The organism is Planococcus beijingensis (assembly GCF_016820615.1).
Taxonomy (GTDB): Bacteria; Bacillota; Bacilli; order Bacillales_A; family Planococcaceae; genus Planococcus; species Planococcus notacanthi.
The window spans coordinates 63,583-85,176 of the sequence record NZ_JADHDZ010000004.1; the positions used below are offsets into that span (position 1 = coordinate 63,583).

The 21,594-nt window shown below is 46.7% G+C and carries 18 protein-coding genes and 1 other annotated feature; of the genes, 2 read left to right on the top strand and 16 right to left on the bottom strand.

The window, feature by feature from the left end:
* Positions 1 to 268: 268 nt before the first annotated feature.
* Positions 269 to 2,635, bottom strand: a complete 2,367-nt coding sequence (locus IRE19_RS11280; protein WP_203340452.1) for a penicillin acylase family protein — start codon at positions 2,633 to 2,635, stop codon at positions 269 to 271.
* A gap of 104 nt (positions 2,636 to 2,739) precedes the next feature.
* Positions 2,740 to 3,657 carry a UDP-N-acetylmuramate dehydrogenase gene (gene murB, locus IRE19_RS11285; RefSeq protein WP_191715522.1) on the bottom strand — a complete coding sequence of 306 codons (918 nt, stop codon included), beginning with the start codon at positions 3,655 to 3,657 and terminating at the stop codon, positions 2,740 to 2,742.
* Between the two features lie 202 nt (positions 3,658 to 3,859).
* Between murB and IRE19_RS11290 the strand changes: the two genes are divergently transcribed.
* A complete protein-coding gene (locus IRE19_RS11290; RefSeq protein WP_191715521.1) occupies positions 3,860 to 4,381 on the top strand; it encodes a YceI family protein in 522 nt (173 codons plus the stop codon).
* 281 nt (positions 4,382 to 4,662) lie between these two features.
* Here the strand turns inward: IRE19_RS11290 and IRE19_RS11295 are convergent, their stop codons facing one another.
* The 4 genes from IRE19_RS11295 to IRE19_RS11310 all read right to left on the bottom strand — a co-directional run bounded on the left by IRE19_RS11295 (position 4,663) and on the right by IRE19_RS11310 (position 9,219).
* Entirely contained in the window at positions 4,663 to 6,216 is a 1,554-nt protein-coding gene (locus tag IRE19_RS11295; RefSeq protein WP_203340453.1) for an FAD-dependent oxidoreductase, read from the bottom strand.
* Positions 6,217 to 6,445: 229 nt separating this feature from the next.
* Positions 6,446 to 7,084, bottom strand: coding sequence for an FMN-dependent NADH-azoreductase (locus IRE19_RS11300; RefSeq protein ID WP_203340454.1), 639 nt, complete (start codon positions 7,082 to 7,084; stop codon positions 6,446 to 6,448).
* A 109-nt stretch (positions 7,085 to 7,193) separates the two neighbouring features.
* Positions 7,194 to 7,904 carry a DsbA family oxidoreductase gene (locus tag IRE19_RS11305; RefSeq protein ID WP_203340455.1) on the bottom strand — a complete coding sequence of 237 codons (711 nt, stop codon included), beginning with the start codon at positions 7,902 to 7,904 and terminating at the stop codon, positions 7,194 to 7,196.
* Between the two features lie 388 nt (positions 7,905 to 8,292).
* Entirely contained in the window at positions 8,293 to 9,219 is a 927-nt protein-coding gene (locus IRE19_RS11310; RefSeq protein ID WP_191715517.1) for a manganese-dependent inorganic pyrophosphatase, read from the bottom strand.
* Between the two features lie 209 nt (positions 9,220 to 9,428).
* On the opposite strand from IRE19_RS11310, the gene IRE19_RS11315 reads away from it, so the two are divergent.
* Positions 9,429 to 10,238, top strand: a complete 810-nt coding sequence (locus tag IRE19_RS11315) for a GNAT family N-acetyltransferase (RefSeq protein WP_238943197.1) — start codon at positions 9,429 to 9,431, stop codon at positions 10,236 to 10,238.
* Between the two features lie 41 nt (positions 10,239 to 10,279).
* Here IRE19_RS11315 and IRE19_RS11320 read toward each other — a convergent pair whose 3' ends face one another.
* The 10 genes from IRE19_RS11320 to IRE19_RS11365 form a co-directional block, all read right to left on the bottom strand.
* Positions 10,280 to 11,575: an arsenite/antimonite efflux transporter gene (locus IRE19_RS11320; protein WP_203340456.1), complete on the bottom strand. Its 1,296-nt coding sequence runs from the start codon at positions 11,573 to 11,575 to the stop codon at positions 10,280 to 10,282.
* A gap of 191 nt (positions 11,576 to 11,766) precedes the next feature.
* Positions 11,767 to 12,288 (bottom strand): type 1 glutamine amidotransferase domain-containing protein, encoded by a 522-nt coding sequence (locus IRE19_RS11325; protein ID WP_349291271.1) that lies wholly within the window; start codon positions 12,286 to 12,288, stop codon positions 11,767 to 11,769.
* Positions 12,289 to 12,358: 70 nt separating this feature from the next.
* A complete protein-coding gene (locus tag IRE19_RS11330; RefSeq protein ID WP_203340457.1) occupies positions 12,359 to 12,949 on the bottom strand; it encodes a DNA-3-methyladenine glycosylase in 591 nt (196 codons plus the stop codon).
* A gap of 20 nt (positions 12,950 to 12,969) precedes the next feature.
* The gene (trpA, locus tag IRE19_RS11335; RefSeq protein WP_203340458.1) at positions 12,970 to 13,740 is read right to left on the bottom strand and encodes a tryptophan synthase subunit alpha; all 771 of its coding nucleotides are present in this window, start codon (positions 13,738 to 13,740) and stop codon (positions 12,970 to 12,972) included.
* Complete coding sequence (gene trpB / locus IRE19_RS11340) at positions 13,737 to 15,533, bottom strand: tryptophan synthase subunit beta (RefSeq protein WP_203340459.1); 1,797 nt, start codon at positions 15,531 to 15,533, stop codon at positions 13,737 to 13,739. The genes trpA and trpB overlap by 4 nt, the downstream gene beginning before the upstream one ends.
* Complete coding sequence (gene trpC / locus IRE19_RS11345; protein ID WP_203340460.1) at positions 15,530 to 16,306, bottom strand: indole-3-glycerol phosphate synthase TrpC; 777 nt, start codon at positions 16,304 to 16,306, stop codon at positions 15,530 to 15,532. Before trpC ends, trpB begins: the two co-directional genes overlap by 4 nt.
* Complete coding sequence (gene trpD / locus IRE19_RS11350) at positions 16,303 to 17,295, bottom strand: anthranilate phosphoribosyltransferase (protein WP_203340461.1); 993 nt, start codon at positions 17,293 to 17,295, stop codon at positions 16,303 to 16,305. Before trpD ends, trpC begins: the two co-directional genes overlap by 4 nt.
* 62 nt (positions 17,296 to 17,357) lie before the next feature.
* Positions 17,358 to 17,593: a binding site (T-box leader), on the bottom strand.
* A gap of 244 nt (positions 17,594 to 17,837) precedes the next feature.
* On the bottom strand, positions 17,838 to 19,454 hold the full coding sequence (locus tag IRE19_RS11355; RefSeq protein WP_203340462.1) for a long-chain fatty acid--CoA ligase: 1,617 nt from the start codon (positions 19,452 to 19,454) through the stop codon (positions 17,838 to 17,840).
* On the bottom strand, positions 19,451 to 20,434 hold the full coding sequence (locus IRE19_RS11360; RefSeq protein ID WP_203340463.1) for a CaiB/BaiF CoA transferase family protein: 984 nt from the start codon (positions 20,432 to 20,434) through the stop codon (positions 19,451 to 19,453). The genes IRE19_RS11355 and IRE19_RS11360 overlap by 4 nt, the downstream gene beginning before the upstream one ends.
* A complete protein-coding gene (locus tag IRE19_RS11365; RefSeq protein ID WP_203340464.1) occupies positions 20,435 to 21,583 on the bottom strand; it encodes an acyl-CoA dehydrogenase family protein in 1,149 nt (382 codons plus the stop codon).
* Positions 21,584 to 21,594: the final 11 nt, after the last annotated feature.

The following is a 21,594-nucleotide window of genomic DNA, read 5'->3' on the forward strand; positions in this document are numbered from 1 at the left end:
GCCCCAAAAATTCCATTGGGATTTTTTAGAGGCTTTTTTCATTTTTATATCTTTAAGAATTGAATTGAACCTCTTAGGTTAAATATACTTAGTACTCAAATGAATAGCTAGATAATTTTGGAAATAAAAGCGTTCGTAAAAGTACACATTTACGAACGCTCCGAACTCCCCTATAAACCCACAAAAAGAACGTTCGTAAATGTGTTAAAACACTTTACGAACGTTCGCGACTATCTATAGACTTTTTCGAACGATTTTCAGCTAGAACTTATTCAGCCTTCAAAATTAATGTCGAACCCTTCACATCTTCGACAATTTCCGTCTCATGAAAATCTCCTTCAGCCCAATCGTCCACTTGGTTATGGAAGTAGTCAGATTTCAAATGTCCACTCACCCCCGGTCCGACAATATGGTAGGCACTCGATAGATCAGCAAGATCGGCCACAAATCGCCAAGACGCTCCGTGATTGACATTGCCTTCCGGTGTGGACGCAGCTGCCTGAACCGTGATATTGGAACCGCCGATCGGTACTGGATCCGGGTTCAGGAATGCGGCGAAAATGGACGAAGCGCCCGCAATCGGGTGCGGGAAAGTCAATTGGTGATGCTCACCCCACGTCCAGTCAGCCAAATCACTTCCCTGCTCTTCTTCAATGTCACTCACTGCCGTCTCCAGCGAATCCACCAGCCATTTTTCCAATCCGCCGTATTCGGTCACCCAAGCACCTTCATCTCCTGCAAATGCATTCCGCATCATTTCATCGGTGATGTGGTTTTTGCCTGCCAACATTTCAAATACGTCATCAGGGAATTGTTCGCCCAATAACGTCTCAGGCAATTGCTTCATCCATTTATGGAAAACCAATGGCGCCGCCTGATCTTTGCTGTCCACCTGATCCCACTCTTCAAGCAAAGCCAGCACTTCATTGTATTCATCAGTGCTGTTGCGTACGTTAGCAATCATGTCTGCCAAAAACTCTGCGGCATACAAATTCTTTTGGTCCATCTGCAGGTCCATCATATCCTGCGCCGTCAACTCGTCTGATGCTTCCAGCACTTCCGCAATCCGTTCATATCGATACGGCTGCGCCCAGAAATCGGTGATGTGATAAGGATAGGAGTCGTCAACCACTTCGTTGTTCGCTGTGGCGATAAATCCGTTTTCCGGATTGACCGACTGCGGCAATTCATCAAATGGCACATACCCTTCCCATCCATATTCCGCCGAGTCTCCTGGAACCGGCAACTGGCCGTCCCCGGATTTGCGGATTGGAATGCGGCCATTCGCTTTATAGGCAATGGTGCCATCCGTGGATGCGAAAACAAAGTTCTGTGCAGGAGCCTGAAAATCCTCCAATGCCAATTCGAACTCTTCCCAATTGGATGCTTTATTGAAATTAAGGACCGCTTGCAGTTCTAGCGTCGGTTCAAGAGCTGTCCACTGCATCGAAAAGACTGCGCCCGGGTCTTCGTCTTCATACAGGACATTCGATACGACAGGGCCGTGCCTCGTCACCAGCACTTCAAAAGCCTCTGTTTCCGCATCTTTCACTTTAATCGGTTCGTCTCTTACTTCCGCCTGTTCCCATTTGCCTTCATACTGAAATTGTGTCGGGTCATCGGGGTTCGGTGTTTCAATGTAAAGATCCTGAACATCTGGCCCCACATTGGTCACACCCCATGCAATTTCTTCGTTATGCCCCAGAATAATCCCAGGGATGCCGGCAAAAATGACGCCACTGACGTTTTGTTCGGGCGATTCCAAATGCATTTGGTACCAAATGGATGGTGTGCTGAGCCCCAGATGCGGATCGTCCGCAAGCAACGGTTTGCCGCTTGCTGTTTTATCTCCGGATATCACCCAGTTGTTGCTGCCGTTGAATTCGGGCGGAATGACAGAAGCATCGAATTCACCTGCCACTTTAACTTGCGATTGTTTGTTGGCCGCCAAGATAGCCGGTGCATCTTCAGGGTATTCGATAAACAATTCCCGTGCTTTGTCTTCCGGGAATTCATTTAATGCCCAGTGGCGGACGGCCAGCGTGTTCCAATGTCCCCCAAGGTCATAAGCCATGAACTTACCGATCGTCAAGGAATCGACAGGTGTCCATTCCTCCGGTTCAAAACCGAGCAGCGCAAATTCAAAACTCAAATCCCCACTTTCTTTGGCTTCTTCCATATAAGCGTTAACGCCTTCTGCATACCACTCAAGCACCTGTTTCGCTTCTGCGTCATAGCCGTCCCAGGATTTCTCGGCAGCATCCCGTAAACTGAATGTCCGGAAAAACTTGTCGGTATCGACTGCATCCGCTCCAATCACTTCCGCCAAACGGCCGCTTGCTTGCCTGCGGGATAAATCCATCTGGAACATGCGATCCTGTGCCTGCACATAGCCCTGCGCACGGTAAAGGTCTGCGTCGGTTTCAGCTCGAATATGCGGAACGCCGATATCGTCACGCACAACTGTCACATTACTGTCCAATATTGCTACTGCCGCTTCCCCTTCAATAAGCGGCTTGGATTTCCCTATGTAAACGTTTACAAAAATAAGCGCTGCTACTGCAATTGCGACAAGTACACCCAAAATCCCTAAAAGCCATTTCAGCCATCTCTTATTCTTAACTTTCCCACCCATTGTCGTGCCCCCTTTTTTCGTATTATGTTTTATTCGACTGTCGAAGGATCAATTCCTTTTTCCATTAAAAAAAGATGCCCGGCAAAAGGGCATCTTCCGTCTAATTAAGTTAAATCTTCTCCTACAATCTTCACTTCAAGCTCCAAATCAATGCCAAACTTTTCCTGAACAGCCGCTTTGACCATTTCAATCGTCTGAATATAATCGTTGGCGGAAGCATTGTTTTTATTGACGATAAAGCCAGCGTGTTTAGTGGATACTTCCGCTCCGCCGAATCCTCGTCCCTGCAGACCGCTTTCTTGAATCAATTTCCCCGCAAAATTACCAGGCGGCCGTTTAAAGACACTGCCTGCAGAAGGAAATTCCAGCGGTTGCTTGCTTTCTCTCTGATAAGTCAATTCACTCATTTTGGCATCAATGACCGTTTGTTTACCGACTTCGAGTTCAAATTCGGCCGACAAGACGTAAAAGCCTTTTTTAGTGATGATGCTCTTCCGGTAGCCAAGAGCCAAATCTTCCTTGGACAAAACCAATTTTTCTCCTTCTTTCGAAAGAACTGTCGCCTGTTTAATGATGTCCTTGATTTCCCCGCCGTATGCGCCGGCATTCATCGCCATGGCGCCACCGATGGACCCAGGAATCCCACAAGCAAATTCAAATCCAGTCAGTTGTTTCGCTGCCACGATTTTCGAGACTTTCTTGATGTTCGCTCCACCTTGCGCATAAACATGAGTTCCATCTATACGAATCGCCTCTAGGCTTTTCAGCGTCAGAACGATTCCACGGAACCCTCCGTCCCGGACAACCATATTGGATCCGTTTCCTAGAAGCAATAAAGGTATATTGTTTTTATATGCGTATTTAACTGCAAATGCAGTTTCGTCTTCAGTTGTCGGTGTCACAAAAATATCAGCTGGCCCACCCATTTTAGTTAATGTATGGAGGTGTAGCGGCTCATCCATCTTGACGTGATCATCCGCCAAAAACTCGCGTAAATCCGTCAACCATTGTTCTTTCGTCATTCAAAGCAAATCCCTTCTAAACTTATAGCTTCTACTAGTATCCAATTTTCAGCCCGATTTGACAAGCGATATAACGTTCTTAGGTACGAAAGTCCAATAAAATAATATCTTGAATTCGAGAATTATTAATTAATAACTATTGACATCGAGATTTATACTTGGTATATTGATTTCAGAACATTATATCTAGGAGGAATTTAACATGAAAAAATGGACAGTAGACACAGCACACTCGGAAGTCGGATTCTCAGTAAAACACATGATGATTTCAAAAGTAAAAGGCGCTTTCACATCTTACGAAGCAACCGTTGAAGCAAATGAAGAAGATTTGCAAGGCGCATTGATCGACTTTAAAATTGACGTAGCAAGCATCGATACAAGCAACACAGATCGCGACAACCACTTGCGCTCTGCTGATTTCTTTGATGTTGAACAATTCCCATATATTACATTCAAAGCGAATGACATCATCAAAAAAGGTGATGAATACGAATTGACTGGCGATCTTACAATGAAAGACGTTACTCGCCCTGTTACATTTGAAGTGGAATACGGCGGCAAAGCAACAAACCCATGGGGCGTTGAAGTTGTGGCATTTAACGTAGAAGGCAAAGTAAACCGCAGAGATTTTGGCCTTACATGGAACCAGGCCCTTGAAACTGGCGGGGTACTTGTCGGCGAAGATATCAAAATCACATTAGAATTAGAAGGCAACCCAGCTTAAGGAATAAAGCAAAAGCAGTGCGAGAAAATTTTCTCGCACTGCTTTTTTATTTTATTATTTTATGTCTGCCAGAGGTCCGCAGGAGGCGGATCACGTAAGCGGTGCGACAGGAAGTCGCGCCTTTAGCTTACGTTCCTCTGTACAAGCGCTTACGCTTTTCAGTGTCTAGACTCCAGCGCCCAGCTCTTTGGGTCATAAGCCACTCTGCCTATGCGGCTGAAAACATGCCGCTTCGCCAGAGTGGCTTATGCCCGGCAGAGCTAAACGGGCGCTTACGCTTTTCAGTATTCCTGTTCAATTTTCTTCAACGGTTTTACGGCCGGTCCGTTCAGCACATCCCCCGTATAAGAGAAGCGGGAACCGTGGCATGGGCAATCCCAAGAACGTTCCGCGTCATTCCAATTCACTTCACAGCCCATATGGGTGCAAGTGGTATCGACGAGATGGACTTGGCCATATTCATCACGGTAGCCGCCTGCTTTCTTCTTGCCGACTTTAACAAGTGAACCTTCATCTTTGCCCAAATCATCCACTGTTTTGGAAGCTCTTTTCAGCTTGCCTTTCACCAATTCCTTCGCAACTGAGGCGTTGTCTTTCGCAAAGCTTGCAACATCCACAGCTTTCATTTTCGGGCGGGTCGGACTGAATACCGGTGCGTAGCGATTTTCTTTGCCTAAAATTTGATCAGTCAGCAGGATACCCGCCAGTGCGCCGTTCGACATCCCCCATTTATGGAAACCTGTAGCTACCAAGATGTTGTCATAGCCTGCAGTGATGGTTCCAATATACGGAATTTGGTCGAGTGTTGTCATGTCCTGTGCAGACCAGCGGTACGGAATCTCCTGGATGCCGAAATGCTCTTCTCCGAATTTCTCGAGATTGCGGTAATGTTCCATCGTTTCGCTGGAACTTTTTCCAGTCGCATGGCCATCGCCGCCGATCAACAACAGCTTCTCTCCGTTTTCACCCGGTGCATAGCGCAACGAACGGGAAGGCATATCGCCGCTGATGTACATATCGTTCGGTACATCTCCATTCACTTTGGCTGCGATGATATATGATCGATTGATCGATAAGCGGGAGAAATACATCCCATCAAAATCATTGAATGGGTAATGGGTAGCCACAATGACTTTATTGCACGATAAATGCGATAGATTTTCGGTTTGGATCACGGGATCATTTTTGCTTAAAATTTTTACAGCACGGGTCTGTTCATAAATCTTGCCGCCCAGCCGCTCAATTTCCTTTACCAGCCCAGCAAGGAATTTCACCGGATGGAATTGCGCTTGTCCGCGCATGACCACTGCTTCTTTTACTTGGAATGGCAACTCAACTTCATCTTTCGCTAATTCTCCCTCGATGCCCAGCTGCCGATAAGTTTCGGCTTCTTTCTCTACCAATTTTGCTCCTACTGCCGTATTGGCATAAACAAATGCATTGTGATAGGAAAAATCGCAGTCGATATTGAGCTCTTTCGCTGTTTCTTCAATGAATTTCAACCCGTCCATATTTGCCTCGTAATAGAGCTTCGCCTGTTCTTCTCCCACCAGCTTGACCAGCGGGTAATAAAACAGGCCATGCTGCGCCGTAATTTTTGCCGTCGTATAACCCGTAACTCCGTCCACTAATTTCCCAGCATCAATCAACGTCACTTTTTTGCCGGCTTTCGCCAATAGGTAAGCGCTGATGATCCCAACCATGCCTCCGCCTACAACCGCAATATCTGTCGATTGATTTTCCTGTAAAGCGGGATAGCTCGGTATATCCTTGTATTCTCTCCAATAAGACTTCTGCTCTTCTGGAACCCGACTCATGTTATCACCTTGTACCATGCCGTTCCTCCTCAAGAAAGCTTTTAGTAAATGTCTACCCCCATTGAAAAATCCTAATCAATATAATGGGAGAGCAGTGGAAATTCCCAGTTATTTGGACATACTGTCCGATTAAGACAAAATACTGTCCAGATTTCGGAAATACTGTCCGATTTGACACATTTACTGTCCAACCGCCTTTTAAAGCAAAAAAAGGACCACCCGTTAAGGGCAGTCCTTCATTAAAAACTTATGCGTTTACTTTTACTAATGCATTTGCAGCTTGCTCTACGCGTTTCATGCCGTCCGCAATGATTTCTTCAGCGCGGTCTGGGTACATGTTGTGTCCTTCAATGATCACTTCTTCAATGTCAGTGATGCCGAAGAAGTCCATGATCAAACGGATATAGTTAACGCTCATTTCAGCAGGAGCCATTTCTGGTGTTGAATAAACTCCGCCGCGCGCGTTCAAGATGATGACTTTTTTCTCAGGAACTAGGCCAACCGGGCCTTCAGCTGTATATTTGAACGTAACGCCTGCACGGTAAACATAGTCAATGAACGTTTGCAAAGGCGCAGGAATTGTTTTATTCCATAACGGAAATGCGAAGACAACCACATCAGCATCCATGAATGCGTCCATTGCTTTGTTGGCAGCAGTCAAAATACGTTGCTCCAACTCAGTCATTTCTTCAGCTTGAGCTGATTTTTGCATTGCATCAAAAAAGTCCTGGCCGAAATAGGGCATATCTTCTTTAAATACGTCAAATGTATTGATGTCAAGATCAGAACCTGTTCCGATCGAATCCATGAATACTTCATACATTTTGCTTGAAACTCCTTCAGATGCAGGGCGGTTATTTGCTTTTACTACTAAAACGTTAGTCATCTAATGTAAAACTCCTTTTGTAATTATATTAAAATTATTTATCTCAAATTAAAAGCACTTTCTTATCATAAGAAATGGCAGAGTAAAAGTCAATTACTCTGCCTCAAACTTAAACCCCTTCGCAGGAATCTCCCGTACAATAAGTGGTTTTCGCTTTGCCCATCGGCTTAAGCTTTGGGCGAATGCCTTCTTCTTCAGCAATCTGCTCCAGCGCTTCTACAAAGGCATCCAACGGCTGTGCACCGGAAAGCGCATATTTGCGGTTAACCACAAAAAATGGTACGCCTTGTACACCGATTTGACCGGCTTCGGCAATATCCAATTGGACTTGAGCCATAAATTGATCCGATTCAAGCACTTGCTTTGCTTCCTCTCGCGGCAATCCAATCGATTCCACAATGGCCAATAAAATATCCTGATTGCCAACATTTTTTGCTTCCACAAAATACTGGTGCATAAGCTGTTCAGTCAGTTCTGCATCTTTGTTTTCGGTTTCAGCCCACTTCACCAAACGATGGGCAGCCAGTGTATTGGCTTCCATCATGTTATCAAAATCATATTCCAAACCAACTGAGCGGGCATGTTGTGCCACTCCCTTAGTCATTTCTTTTGCCTGTTCCACTGTCTGTCCCAATTTTTTTGCTAAACTGTCATAAGTTGAAACAGTCGAATCAATGGGTGTACTCGGGTCTAATTGGTAGGCCTTAAACGAAATCTCCGCTTGGCTTTCAAAACCTGATTGAACCAATGCCTTCTCCAAAGTTCGCTTGCCTATATAGCAGAATGGGCACACATAATCCGACCAAACTTCAATTTTCATATTATCCACCTCGCCATTAACTATAGCAACGAAAACAAAAGCGCTCAATTTTTTTGCCTGTGGAAAGAAAAGCGGAAGCAGCCGTTAAGCTCCGACAAGCGCTGGAAGCCTTGCCGGTAATGGCGTTCTTCAGCCATTGCCGGCAAGGGTGAAGCGACTCGAGGAGCTGGCTGCTGGAGTCTGGACAGGAAGGAAAAGCTGAGGTGTCTGTCCTGAATCGACGGGCTTAAGGCAGATCGTCGAAGCGGCGCTTTTTGCCGCACAGACGGAATGACTTAAGACCCCGAGATTCAAGGCGCCGAAGCTAGACAATAAGAAATGCACAAGCACTCATCTTAAACCAAACGAAAATACCAACTCCAAGCAAAAAACTGACTCCCATTGGGAATCAGCTTAATGCTTCTGTAATGACTGGAACGATTTGCTTTTTACGTGAAACAACGCCTGGCAACAACACACGGTTATCAACAACGCTCGATTTAAAGGCGCTTTCGATGATGCCGGATCTTTCGCCAAGGACGATGGCAACCGAATTGTTGTTAAGGATATCGGTAACAGCAAAGACAAAAAGATCAAGATCTTTAGCAGCGATGGTGTTTGCCATCAGCACTTCAAGCTCTTTTTGGCGAATCATGACTTCTTCTACATCAATTGCATTGACTTGAGCGACTTCAAAACGGCGGTCGCCTGCCTCGAATTCTTTTGAATCCAATGAAATCAAGTCTTCCAATGTTTTATTGCTTAGATCAGCTCCTGCTTTCAAAAGATCAAGGCCGTAGCTTTGTGCATCAACGCCCGCAATTTCTGCCAATTCGGCAGCAGCATCAACATCTTGTTTAGTACAAGTCGGTGATTTGAAAAGCAGTGAATCCGAAATAATGGCTGACAGCATTAAGCCCGCAATATTCGGCGGTACTTCAATACCGTTTTCTTTAAATAACTTCAAGATGATGGTCGTCGTGCAGCCAACAGGTTCCGCACGGAAATAAAGCGGGTCAGTGGTTTCGAAGTTAGCGATCCGGTGATGGTCCACTACTTCAATTACTTGTACTTCATTGATGTCTTCAGCACTTTGCTGGCGTTCGTTGTGATCCACCAGAATCACTTGTGATGCTTCTTTGGATACCTGCGTTACCAGTCTTGGTTGATCGAACTTAAACGTTTCCAATGCGAAGATTGTTTCGTTGTTCACTTCTCCTAAACGGATCGGTTCAGCAACCATGCCCATTTCATTTTTTAAATACGCATATGAAATGGCCGAACAAATTGAATCAGTGTCCGGATTTTTGTGGCCCAATACTAAAACATTTGACATGAATAATAGCCTCCTGGAATTCTTAGTTTCTGTATTTATTCTACCATAAGACCGCTATTCAAATAAATCCAACTGGTAAAGAAAGAAAAATAGACCTAAAAGAGTATAAGTTTATAGAATTATCTGTATTTTAAAAATTCATTATGTACTTTAGCATATGCGAATGGTATAATATGACTAACTAATTCAAAGTTAGGTGGAAGGAAGAGATGCCTGTGACCATTTTACTGGAAAAGAAATACATTCCTCTGGCCGATTATTTCTCCGGAGCGACGAATGCCTCAATAAGATTAACCTTTTCTGAGATTGAACAGATTATGGGGCAGAATTTGCCCAATGCTGCCTACCTGAATAAAAGCTGGTGGAAAAAAACAAAACCACCCGCCAAGCATTTTCACGCCTGGGTAGATGCCGGCTATTTTGTCAGCGATGTGGAACCTGATCGTTTCGTTGTATTCGAAAGAGCCGATCTTTCAAATGGAAAAGGTTCCAATAAAGACGATGAGGACCAGGACATTCTTCTTATCCGCACAGCAGAGCATGGAGATGCACGTTCTCTGGCCGCTTTGCAAAAGACAGTGGAATCCGAGTCTGATTATATGCTGTACGCAAAAGATGAGCGGACGCAATCCACACAAAAAGTCCGTAAGCAAATCATCGAGTGGAAACAAAGCGGACACTCCACCATCATCATCGCTATTTTAAATGGCCAGCATGTCGGCTTTTTAATGGTGATGGGGAATGATGCAAAACGTGCTGCGCATCGTGCTTTTATCGACCTCGGCCTGCAGAAAGATGCGCAAGGCAAAGGCATCGCAAAATCGCTTCTTGAAAAAGCAGAAGAATGGTCCAGGGAAAAAGGCATCACCCGACTGGAAGTGACCGTTGTCGAAGAAAATGAACCCGCACGCAAATTGTATGAAAATGCCGGTTTTGAATCTGAAGGCATCCGCCAAAAATCCATGATGATCGATGGAAAACCACATAACGAAATCTATTTAGCAAAATTTCTAGACTAGCAAAAAGGAGCTCGCCTGCGGCAAGCTCCTTTTTCGTTGTTTTAATTTAAAATGTTGAGCCACAAATACAAGCCCGTCAATGTGATGAACAAAGTCGGTATCGTCAGGATGATCCCAATTTTGAAGTAATAGCCCCATGTGATTTCCACACCTTTTGTTTTCAGCACATGCAGCCACAGTAGAGTTGCCAATGAACCGATTGGCGTAATTTTCGGGCCTAGGTCCGACCCGATGACGTTGGCATAAATCAACGCTTCCCTCACGACTCCTGTCGTATCGGTTTCAGCTATGGCAAGTGCATCGATCATGACTGTCGGCATATTGTTCATGACCGACGAAAGAATGGCTGCGATAAAACCCATGCCAATGGTGGCTGCATACAACCCATGGCTCGCTGTCCATTCGATGGCCGTCGCGAGCACCGATGTCAACCCAACATTTCTCAGGCCATAAACGACAACATACATACCGATCGAGAAAAAGACGATGGCCCAAGGCGCTCCTTTTAAAACGGTCATCGTTTCAACCGATTTGCTTCTCCGTGCAATCGCCAGGAAAATGATAGCTACCGCTCCGGCAATCAAGGAAACCGGGATATTCAAAGCTTCACTGCTGAAATAGCCGATCAGCAAAATCACCAGCACCACCCATGACAAACGGAAAATCTTGATATCCTTTATTGCTGAAGCCGGGGTTTTCAAAACACTGTCGTCAAAATGCTTTGGAATGTCTTTTCGGAAATACAGATACAGCACAAGCATACTTGCAGCGATGCTGAACAAGTTCGGCACAGCCATCCGGATGGCGTATTCAGTAAATCCGATGCCAAAGAAGTCTGCAGAGACGATATTGACCAAGTTGCTTACGACAAAAGGCAGAGACGCCGTATCGGCGATAAATCCACAAGCCATGATAAACGGTAAAATCATGGCATCTTTGAATTTCAAAGCCCGAACCATCGCCAGCACAATTGGCGTCAAAATCAAGGCCGCCCCGTCATTGGCGAACAACGCAGCAACAACTGCCCCCAACATGATGACCAGGAAAAACATCCGCAAGCCGCTGCCTTTGGCAAAGCGCGCCATATGTAAAGCTGCCCATTCAAAAAATCCAATTTCATCAAGAATCAATGAAATGATGATCAAGGCGACAAACGTCAATGTCGCGTTCCAGACGATGCCGGTTACGTCCCAAACATCACCGAAATCAACAACGCCAAACAGCAGCGCAACAACCGCGCCGGCAATTGCAGACCAGCCGATCGACAAACCTCTTGGCTGCCAAATAACAAAAATCAATGTCACAATAAAAATAAAACTCGCTAACCAAACATCCACGCGTTATACAACTCCCTGCTTATCATTTTCTTCTATTCCTTCTGCAATCATTTTATTATATAAGTAAGCGCTTATGTATTCAAGCGAAAAATTATGCATACCGGACAGTCTTTCTCGCTTCATCCATTTAATTTTACTTTTTTTCCATAAAAAAACGGACCAGCAATGCTGGTCCGGCTTCCGTTTTCTTATTAAGCCAATTGTTCAAGCAGACGCAGTGATTCGCGGTTGAATGCCGGAATATCATCAGGCTGTCGGCTCGTTACCAGTTGGTCCTGGCACACTGCCACTTCTTCATCGACTACTGTAGCACCTGCATATTCCATATCGACTTGAATCGATTTATACCCTGTTGCTTTGCGGCCTTCCAACGCTTTTGCCGTAATCAACAATTGCGGTCCATGACAAATTGCAAAGACCGGTTTTTTCGCATCCATGAACGCTTTTGTAAATTCAACAAAACGGTCATCCGCACGCAATTGATCCGGTGAAAATCCACCCGGCAGGAACAACGCATCGTAATCGTCCGGGCTGACATCGTCAATTCCTTTATCGATCGTAACGACCGCCTCGCCTTGTTTGCCTGTTACTTCTTTGCCCGCTTCTTTTTCAATGGTGAAAACTTCGTGACCTGCGTCATTGAATGCTTTCGACGGATCTGTATATTCTACATCTTCAAACATATCTGTAATTAACGTTGCAATTTTAGCCACTATCTTCCACTCCTTCTGTTTTAATCATTCTTTCTTAGTATTCCACAAAAGAAGGAAATTAAACACAGAACTAACGAAATTTCGAGACAAACGGATTGTCTTTTTCCCAGAAACGATAAGGATAATGAACAGCTTCGAGTGAATTTCCGATACCGACACGCGGCCCGACTGCGACTGCATGGACCGGATCTCCTTGCGCGATGTAAAGCGGCTTCTCTGTAAAATGATGGCCGTAATAATCCATTGTAATGCCCAACGCTTTGGTCAGCTTTCCAGGTCCGCTGGTCCATTGCTTGATCGGCATGTGTTTTCCGCGCAGTTCTGCCATCAAGTCAATGCCCTCGACCGGTTCGACTGCACGAATCAAAATCGCCCGCGGAGTATTTTCCGGTCCGCTGACGACATTGATCAATGTATGGGTATGCATTTGATAAGTATAAACAAGGCCAGGTTTTCCGAACATGATTTCTGTTCGTTTCGTGCGCCGATTGCCGAAGCTATGGGCAGCGCGATCTTCCGCTCCCATATAGGCTTCCGTCTCGACGATGCGTCCCGCCACGAGGCCTTCCGGCAATTCATGGACCAAAATCTGGCCAAGCAAATTGCGGGACAGTTCCAAAGTGGGAGCATGAAAGAAATCAGCAGCAAGTGGTGTAAACATAAAATCCCCTCCTATCGGTATTATACCGAATGGGTGGCAGTCACTGCATGGATAAGCGGTTCGATTTCTTCAATTCTATTGTCATTGAAAGCTTCGACAATGGCACTTCCCACAATAAAGCCATCCACGTCATCACGCAGCAATTCGACATGGCTGCTTTTCGAAATACCGAAACCGGCATAGACCGGAACCGGGCTTTTCTCCCGGACTTTCCGCATGAACGCTTTGACTTCTTCGGACATTTCATCGCGTGATCCTGTAATGCCTTTGACAGTAACCGCATAAACAAAGCCTTCCGCTTCGCTAAGAATAGCATCCAACCGGACATCGGTCGTCGTCAAAGTCACCAACTGAATCAGCTTGATGCCTTCTTTATCCACGTAAGGCTGTACCAGCTGTTTATGTTCGAAAGGAAGATCCGGAATAATCACGCCTGAGACTCCAGCCTTGCCACATTCAGTAGCGAAACGTTCCACACCGAATCTCAGCACCGGGTTCAAATAGGTCATGACCAATAACGGGATTTCAACCTGGAAAGTCCAGCTTTGCAGTTCTTCCAACACTTTCTGAAGGGTGACCCCTTGTTTCAAGGCACGGTTTCCCGCCGCTTCTATCGTCGGGCCGTCCGCTACCGGATCCGAAAAAGGGATGCCGATTTCAATGGCCGTCACGCCTGCTTTCTGCAAATACTGCACTTGTTCCTTCAAACGGCCGAGACCGCCATCTCCCGCCATGATATAAGCGACAAATGCTTTATTCCCTGAACTTTTCAGCTGTTCCAGTCTATTCATGACAGTCCCTCCAATTTTTCAGCGTACGTAGCCATATCTTTATCGCCGCGCCCTGATACGCAAATGACCATAATCTGGTCGGCAGTCATCGCCTTCGCCTGCTTTTCGGCCTCCGCAATCGCATGAGCCGATTCAAGTGCAGGAATGATCCCTTCAAGGCGGGACATGCTGATGACCGCAGCCAACGCTTCTTCATCGGTAATCGCGCGGTATTCAACACGGCCTATGTCTGCCAAATGAGCATGTTCTGGACCAATTCCCGGATAATCAAGCCCAGCAGAAATTGAATGCGCTTCCTGCACCTGGCCGGCATCGTCCTGCAATAATTTCATCAATGCGCCATGAAGCACGCCTTCGGTTCCTTTGGTCAACGTTGCAGCATGCTTTTCTGTATCCACACCTTCACCTGCAGCCTCAACACCGATCAACTGGACATCTTTGTCTTGAATGAACGGATAAAACATGCCGATGGCGTTGCTGCCCCCGCCGACACATGCCAGGATGGCATCAGGCAGTCGGCCCTCTTTATCAAGAATCTGCCGCTTGGTTTCTTCGCCGATGACACTTTGGAAATCACGGACCATCGTCGGAAATGGGTGTGGCCCAAGAGCCGAACCGATCAAATAATGAGTATCTTCTACATTGGCAACCCAGTAGCGCAAGGCTTCATTGACAGCATCTTTTAAGGTCGCACTGCCTTTCGTGACACTTTCAACACGGGCACCCAATAATTTCATGCGGAAGACGTTCAATTGCTGGCGTTTAATATCTTCTTCACCCATGAAAATAACGCATTCCAGATCAAAAAGCGCACAAATGGTTGCAGTCGCCACACCGTGCTGCCCTGCTCCGGTTTCCGCTACAATTTTGCGTTTGCCCATACGCATCGCAAGCAGCGCCTGGCCAATCGCGTTATTCACTTTGTGGGCACCGGTATGATTCAAGTCTTCGCGCTTCAAATAGATTTTAGGACCGCCTAATGCTTCAGTCATCCGTTTTGCGAATGTCAGCGGCTGTTCACGTCCCACATATTCAGATAGATAGTGATGGTATTCTTTCTGGAATTCAGGATCTTCTTTTACTTCATTATAAGCATCTTCTAATTCCTTAACTGCTTTCATTAAGGTTTCCGGCACAAATTGTCCACCGTACTTGCCGAAAAATCCTGTTTTTTCTATTGTCTGTTCCATCGAATCATCCTTTACTTGTTTAATGAATTCCTGTATTTTCGAAGAATCTTTGCGTCCCTTGGTTTCAACGCCGCTTGAAACGTCCACCATATAAGGAGCTGTTTGGCCGATTGCCGCATGGACATTTTCGGGATTCAAACCTCCTGCTACAATCAGGCGGGAGGAGTCAATATTGGCTCTGTCCAATAAAGTCCAATCAAAGACATTGCCACTGCCTCCACGGTAATCGGTACCGGGTGCATCCACCAGCACATAATCAGCCCGTGATTTTTTCAATTGATCGACGTCTTCTTTTGTGCGGATCGAGAAAGCTTGTATGACGGGTACACGAATCGCCTCGACCAATTCGTCCGGCTCATCTCCGTGCAGCTGTACCATCGTCAATGGAACACCAGCTACTGCATCTTCGATTTCTTGTAAAGAAGCGTTGACGAAAACACCGATCTTATCGGTATCTACTGGAGCATATTTAGCCAATTGCGCGGCTTGTTCAATTGTCACCTGCCGTTTGCTCGGGGCAAAGACGAATCCGATCGCATCAGCCCGCTGCGCTGCTTTGACATGTTGCGCTTCTTTTAAACCACAGATTTTCACTTTGGTCACTTGACTGCCTCCTCACTGGTCGCCTGATGGATCCAGTTGCCCGGGTCTTCAGACCGCATCAGTGCTTCGCCCACTAAAATTCCGGCCGCTCCGTTTGCATAGGCAAATTTCGCATCTTCTCTTGTGTGCATCCCGCTTTCACTGATGAGTACGCGTTCGCCGTCAAAGGGGAACTTCTCCGCCAATCGAGCGGTCCGTTCGATCGATACTTCGAAAGTTTTCAAATCACGGTTATTGATGCCGATCAATTTGGCATCCAGCTCCAATGCCGCCTGCAGCTCTTCTTCATCGTGGACTTCCACTAAAACCTCGAGTCCTTTAGAGAGCGCGTATCGGTAAAGGTGTTGCAGCTGCTGCTTATCCAACGCTGCGACAATCAACAGAATAATGGTGCCTCCTGCTTGTTGAGCCCGGTCAATCTGAATTTCACTGACCATGAAATCTTTGCACAAAACTGGAATGGACACCGCTTGCGCCACTTCGCGCAAGTCATCGATCGATCCCTTAAAATAAGTTTCATCGGTCAGCACTGAAATTGCAGCCGCGCCTGCTTTTTCGTATTTTTTTGCTTGTGCTACGATATTCACTTCGGTCTGGATATCTCCTTTCGAAGGAGAAGCACGTTTGATTTCCGAAATGACGCCATTCTTTTCCTGAAGGCGCTGAAGCAACTTCGTTTTTTCAGGAAAAACAGCAGCACTTTGTCCGATTGGTTGATATGCTTTTATTTCTTCATGTTTAGTCGCAATGATTTTATCCAATATCGTCGTCATACCAACACCCCCGCCGCTAAGCGATGCAAATCAAAGACACGTGCAGTTTCGCCTGCCTGCAGCGAAGCCTTCGCTTGCTGAACGCCTTCCTTCACTGTTTTAGCCTTGCCGCTGACATACAGAACCGTACCTGCATTCAATGCCACTGTATCCAGATAAGGGCTGTCGTTTCCGGACAATACATCCATAAAGATTTCTGCATTGCGTTCCGGATCGCCTCCGCGAATCGCTTCAATTGAAGCAACTTCCAAACCGACTTCATTCGGATGGATGGTCATTTCCCGTTTCCCATGCTCGTCGAAGATGATCAATTCATTGGTTCCTGCAAGCGATAATTCATCCAATCCGCCGGCCCCATGAACCAGTGCGCCTTTCTTTCGGCCTAACCGGATCAAAGCATCCGCCATCGGTTCCAGCATATCGCGGCGGTAGACACCGGTCATTTGAACGGTAATCGGCAGCGGATTCGCCAATGGCCCCACCAAATTGAAAATAGTCGGCGTCCCGATCTCTTTACGGATTTGGCGCATTCCTCCGAGTGCCGGATGGATGGCCGGGGCGAATAAAAGCGCTATCCCTGTCTGATCAAGCATCATTGGGATTGATTCGATGTCCGATTCGGTGGAAATGCCAAGCGCCTCCAATACATCCGAACTGCCGGTTTTGCTCGAAACACTGCGATTGCCATGCTTCGCTACCGTCAACCCACAACCTGCCAGCACAAAAGCGGTCAACGTACTGATATTAAAACTGTATGAGCGGTCACCACCGGTTCCACAAACATCAACCAGTTCTCCTTCTACCATTGGCAGCTCTACTGCTTTTTCGCGCATCGCTTTGACCAAACCCACCAATTCATCTGCTGTTTCGCCTTTTTCATGCAAACCCGATAAAAAAGCTTTTACCCGCTGCTCATCTATAGTGCCGTTCAAAATTTCCAAGGATTTCTCGTACATTGCTTGCTCGCTCATATTCTCTACTCTGCTCATGCTAATCTCTCCTCGTCTCGTTTTTAAATACAAAAATCCCCGCAATCAGATAGCTATCTGATTGCGGGGACGGGTTGAAACCGCGGTACCACCACGCATTAATGCAATAAATTTCTGCACTCACTTAAACAGGCTCTTCGCCTTTCCCTTTAACGCAGGGCTTACGTCTCCCTTACTCGCTTCCGCTTTCAGGCCAGCTCTCCTAAGTCCATTCGCGCAGATCACCCAATCAGCTCCCACCAGCCGCTGACTCTCTAAATGGATTTCCCTGCCTACTCGTCTCAATCCTCGATTTATACACTCTTCTATTCTCATCTTCTCTGGGCTCTTCTCTCAAAAGGACTTGCTTCTCGTACAACAAGTTGACCCTTATGTTAAAAGGTTTTGTATATTCTGTCAAGTAAAAGAAATGCGAAAGCCACCATACCACCTTAATCGGTGCAAGAAAGACCAGCAAAGCAGTGCGCTTTTCCATGAAGAACCGATTAAAAAAGCGCAGGCGCCCAAATTTATCGGGGCACTTGCGCTCAAATCAATAAAAACTATTGATAATAGCCGTTCAATTCTTTTCTTAAAGCCGCTTTGAGGAATTTTCCGACTGATGTTTTCGGCACTTCCTTTAAGAAGACCACATCGTCCGGTACCCACCATTTGGCGAATTGGCTCTCCAGATAGGCCAGCAATTCCGATTTCGTCGCTTCGTCTTCCGCGTAGCCTTCTTTCAGTACCACACAGGCAAGCGGTCGTTCCATCCATTTTTCATGAGGAATGGCGACCACAGCCGCTTCAAAAACTGCATCGTGGGTCATCAAGGAATTTTCCAAATCGACAGAGGAAATCCATTCTCCGCCACTCTTGATCAGGTCTTTCGTGCGGTCTGTCAGCTTGATGTAGCCATCCGGCTCAATCACAGCAATGTCACCCGTATAAAGCCAACCATCCTTGAACGCATCTGTGGTCCGTTCGTCTTTATAGTATTCATCAGCGATCCATGCGCCTTTGACATTCAACTCACCCATCGTTTCACCATCCCATGGAGCCTCGCCGTTTTCGTTGACGATCCGCACTTCCAGGCCCGGCATCGGCAAGCCGGCCATGGAGCGGCGTTCGATGCGCTCGTCCATCGTCATATCAGCCATAGCTGAAGTTGTGACGGCCAGACTGACAAGCGGCGATGTTTCCGTCATGCCGTATCCTGTTACGAACGGCACATGGTATTTCTCTTCAAACGCCCGGATCAACCCTTTTGGTGAAGCGGATCCCCCACAGATGATCATCCGCAGCGTATCAATATTTCGCGGATTGGCTTCCAATTCCTTCAAAACACCCATCCAGATTGTCGGAACGCCGGCAGTCAACGTCACTTTCTCTGATTCAATCAAATCCAGAAGCATCCCTGGAGCAAATCCAGGTCCCGGCAATACTTGCGTCGTCCCGAACAAAACACAAGCAAACGGCAAGCCCCATGCGTTGGCATGGAACATCGGCACAATCGATAAGGCGATGTCACGTTCTGACAAGCCCATAGCATCATTCATACCCAGCGCATAGCTGTGGAGCACCAATCCTCTATGCGTATAGACGACGCCTTTTGGATTGCCGGTCGTTGCCGACGTGTAGCACATGCCAGCGGGTGTATTTTCATCCAGATCTTCCGGGAATTCAAAACTGCCGTCTTCAGCAGCCAACAACTCTTCATAGGAATAGACGTTTTCAAGTGCCGTTTCCGGCAAATCGTTGCCATCTTTCATGACGACAAAATGTTTAACTGTTTTCAACATCGGCGCCAATTTTTCAATCAATGGGAATAAATCATTATCAACCAGCAGAATTTCATCTTCCGCATGGTTGATGACATAGGCGATGTGTTCCGGAGACAAGCGGATATTGATCATGTGCAGGATCGCGCCGGCACCTGGCACGCCAAAATACAATTCCAAGTGACGATGATGATTCCAGGCAAAACTTCCGACTTTCGTGCCCCGCTCCATGCCGATTTTCGTTAGAGCAGCAGCCAATTTTCGAGTCCGCACAGCAAACTCCTTATAAGGAATGCGATGGACCCTATTTTCTCCAGTCCGTGAAATGATCAGTTTTTCCGGAAAGTAACGCTCTGCTCTTTTTACGAAAGATGATAATAGTAACGGCGAATCCATCATGTCACATCCGACTCCTTTTTCGCTCTATTTTTTTCGATGAAAAACGGGTGCTCATGCCGTTCATGCGCTTTTAATACAGGCGCCAGGCAGGCATCTACCTGCAAGGAAATTTGGTACCATTCCTGCCAATCCTTTGATTTGAAAAACTCCGCTATTTCCTGGTATTCCGGGCTATCCAGCGGTTTCTCTGCCCACTCAAGCCACTCCGGCTGTTGGGCAAACTCACAGAACGCCCGCCAGAACTTGTCTTCAAGCGCCCCCAATGTCATATAACGGCAGTCTTTTGTTTCGTAAATAGCATAGCTGACGCGTGTACCGCCGATTTCAGGTACTCCTTTTTCTGAAATGCCCGCTTCATGGTAGACATCATGGTTGCCAAGAAATTCCGCCATTACTTCTACAAGGGCGATATCCAAATACTGTCCCTCGCCGGTCCTGAATTTCTTCAACAATGCCGCAATCAGCTGTTCAGATGCCAATAGGCCTCCAGTAAAATCAGCAAAGGTATTGGTCGGATGGACCGGTTTTCCCGAAGCATCCGCCAATTGATCCAAGGCACCGGATAAAGCCATATAGTTCAGGTCATGGCTGCCAAGGCTTGCCATTTTACCGGTTTGCCCGTACCCCGATAAAGAGCAATAAACCAAATCCGGTTTAATGGCTTTCAAGCTATCGTAATCCAATCCCAACTTTTTCATGACGCCCGGCCGGAATGTTTCAATGAGCGCGTCCGCACTTTTCACCAAATCCAACATCTCCAAACGCCCTTCAGGTGATTTCAAGTCGATATGGACAATTTTCTTCCCCCGGTTATTGGCCCGGTGGACATGGCCGCCGCTCATATAGCGAGCAGGGTCACCGGCAGGCGGCTCCACTTTGATGACTTCCGCTCCCAATTCAGCGAGCCGCATGCCGGCATACGGTCCCGGAACATAATAAGTGACATCCAGTATGCGAACGCCTTTCAACGCATCTTTCATTTACAGCCCCATCCGTTTAGCGATGATGGTTTTCATGATTTCATTGGAACCCGCATAAATTGCGGCTACAGGAATGTCGCGGTAGCGCCGGGCAATTTTGTATTCTTCCATATATCCATATCCGCCATGCAATTGCATGCATTCGCCGGAAATCCTTTTCGCCGTGTCGGTCAGCCAAAATTTTGCCATCGACACTTTGGAGACGATGTCTTTGCCAGCCATATGGTCTTCAATAAGCGATTCCAAAAACGAATGGCCCAATTCGATTTCCGTCGCCATTTCCACCAACTTGAATTGGGAATTTTGGAACGAGCCGATCGGTTTGCCGAAAGCTTTTCTTGATTTCACGTAATCCAAGGTCATTTCCAGCATATCTTCCGAAGCCACTTGAGCTGCCATGGCAACCACCAGGCGTTCTTGCTGCAGTTTTTCCATCAGATAAATAAACCCTTTGTTTTCTTCACCGACCAAATTCGCCGCCGGGACTACACAATCCTCGAAATACAGCTCGGATGTATCCTGTGCATGGAGGCCGACTTTGTCGAGCTTGCGTCCTTTTGTAAAACCAGGCGTCCCTTCTTCCACCATCAATAACGAAATTCCGCGGTGCTTCGGTTCTGCTTTCGGATCGGTTTTCACCACCACCAACACCAAAGTCGAGTTGATGCCATTGGTAATGAACGTTTTCTGGCCATTGACAATGTAATTGTCTCCGTCTCGAACTGCAGTGGTTGCGATATTCGCCAAATCAGACCCTGCACCCGGTTCGGTCATGGCGATGGCCGTAATGTGGTCACCCGTCACACAGCCCGGCAGCCAGCGCCGTTTCTGTTCCTCGTTTCCATATGCTTCAATGTAAGGAACCGTAATGTCATTATGGAGCCCGACACCTGTCAAGCTGGCGCCCACCCGCTCCATTTCTTCTCCGATTACGACCGCATAACGAAAATCAAGGCCAAGCCCGCCGTATTGTTCTTCTACTTGAGGACTCAAAAAGCCCATTTCCCCAAGTTTTTTCCAAAATGACTTTGGAATGAGGCGATCTTTTTCCCACTGTTCATAATTCGGGATTGCTTCTTTCTCTAAAAACTTCCGCAACGACTTGCGGAACATGACATGCTCTTCTTCTTCAAAACGGTATTTCCCCATTTTTCTTCCCC

What these genes read in the sequence shown, in the direction of transcription:
- IRE19_RS11280 (WP_203340452.1), bottom strand. Translation starts at nt 2,635, where the DNA reads ATGGGTGGGAAAGTTAAGAATAAGAGATGGCTGAAATGGCTTTTAGGG.
- murB (WP_191715522.1), bottom strand. Translation starts at nt 3,657, where the DNA reads ATGACGAAAGAACAATGGTTGACGGATTTACGCGAGTTTTTGGCGGAT.
- IRE19_RS11290 (WP_191715521.1), top strand. Translation starts at nt 3,860, where the DNA reads ATGAAAAAATGGACAGTAGACACAGCACACTCGGAAGTCGGATTCTCA.
- IRE19_RS11295 (WP_203340453.1), bottom strand. Translation starts at nt 6,216, where the DNA reads ATGGTACAAGGTGATAACATGAGTCGGGTTCCAGAAGAGCAGAAGTCT.
- IRE19_RS11300 (WP_203340454.1), bottom strand. Translation starts at nt 7,084, where the DNA reads ATGACTAACGTTTTAGTAGTAAAAGCAAATAACCGCCCTGCATCTGAA.
- IRE19_RS11305 (WP_203340455.1), bottom strand. Translation starts at nt 7,904, where the DNA reads ATGAAAATTGAAGTTTGGTCGGATTATGTGTGCCCATTCTGCTATATA.
- IRE19_RS11310 (WP_191715517.1), bottom strand. Translation starts at nt 9,219, where the DNA reads ATGTCAAATGTTTTAGTATTGGGCCACAAAAATCCGGACACTGATTCA.
- IRE19_RS11315 (WP_238943197.1), top strand. Translation starts at nt 9,429, where the DNA reads ATGCCTGTGACCATTTTACTGGAAAAGAAATACATTCCTCTGGCCGAT.
- IRE19_RS11330 (WP_203340457.1), bottom strand. Translation starts at nt 12,949, where the DNA reads ATGTTTACACCACTTGCTGCTGATTTCTTTCATGCTCCCACTTTGGAA.
- trpA (WP_203340458.1), bottom strand. Translation starts at nt 13,740, where the DNA reads ATGAATAGACTGGAACAGCTGAAAAGTTCAGGGAATAAAGCATTTGTC.
- trpC (WP_203340460.1), bottom strand. Translation starts at nt 16,306, where the DNA reads ATGACGACGATATTGGATAAAATCATTGCGACTAAACATGAAGAAATA.
- trpD (WP_203340461.1), bottom strand. Translation starts at nt 17,295, where the DNA reads ATGAGCAGAGTAGAGAATATGAGCGAGCAAGCAATGTACGAGAAATCC.
- IRE19_RS11355 (WP_203340462.1), bottom strand. Translation starts at nt 19,454, where the DNA reads ATGATGGATTCGCCGTTACTATTATCATCTTTCGTAAAAAGAGCAGAG.
- IRE19_RS11360 (WP_203340463.1), bottom strand. Translation starts at nt 20,434, where the DNA reads ATGAAAGATGCGTTGAAAGGCGTTCGCATACTGGATGTCACTTATTAT.
- IRE19_RS11365 (WP_203340464.1), bottom strand. Translation starts at nt 21,583, where the DNA reads ATGGGGAAATACCGTTTTGAAGAAGAAGAGCATGTCATGTTCCGCAAG.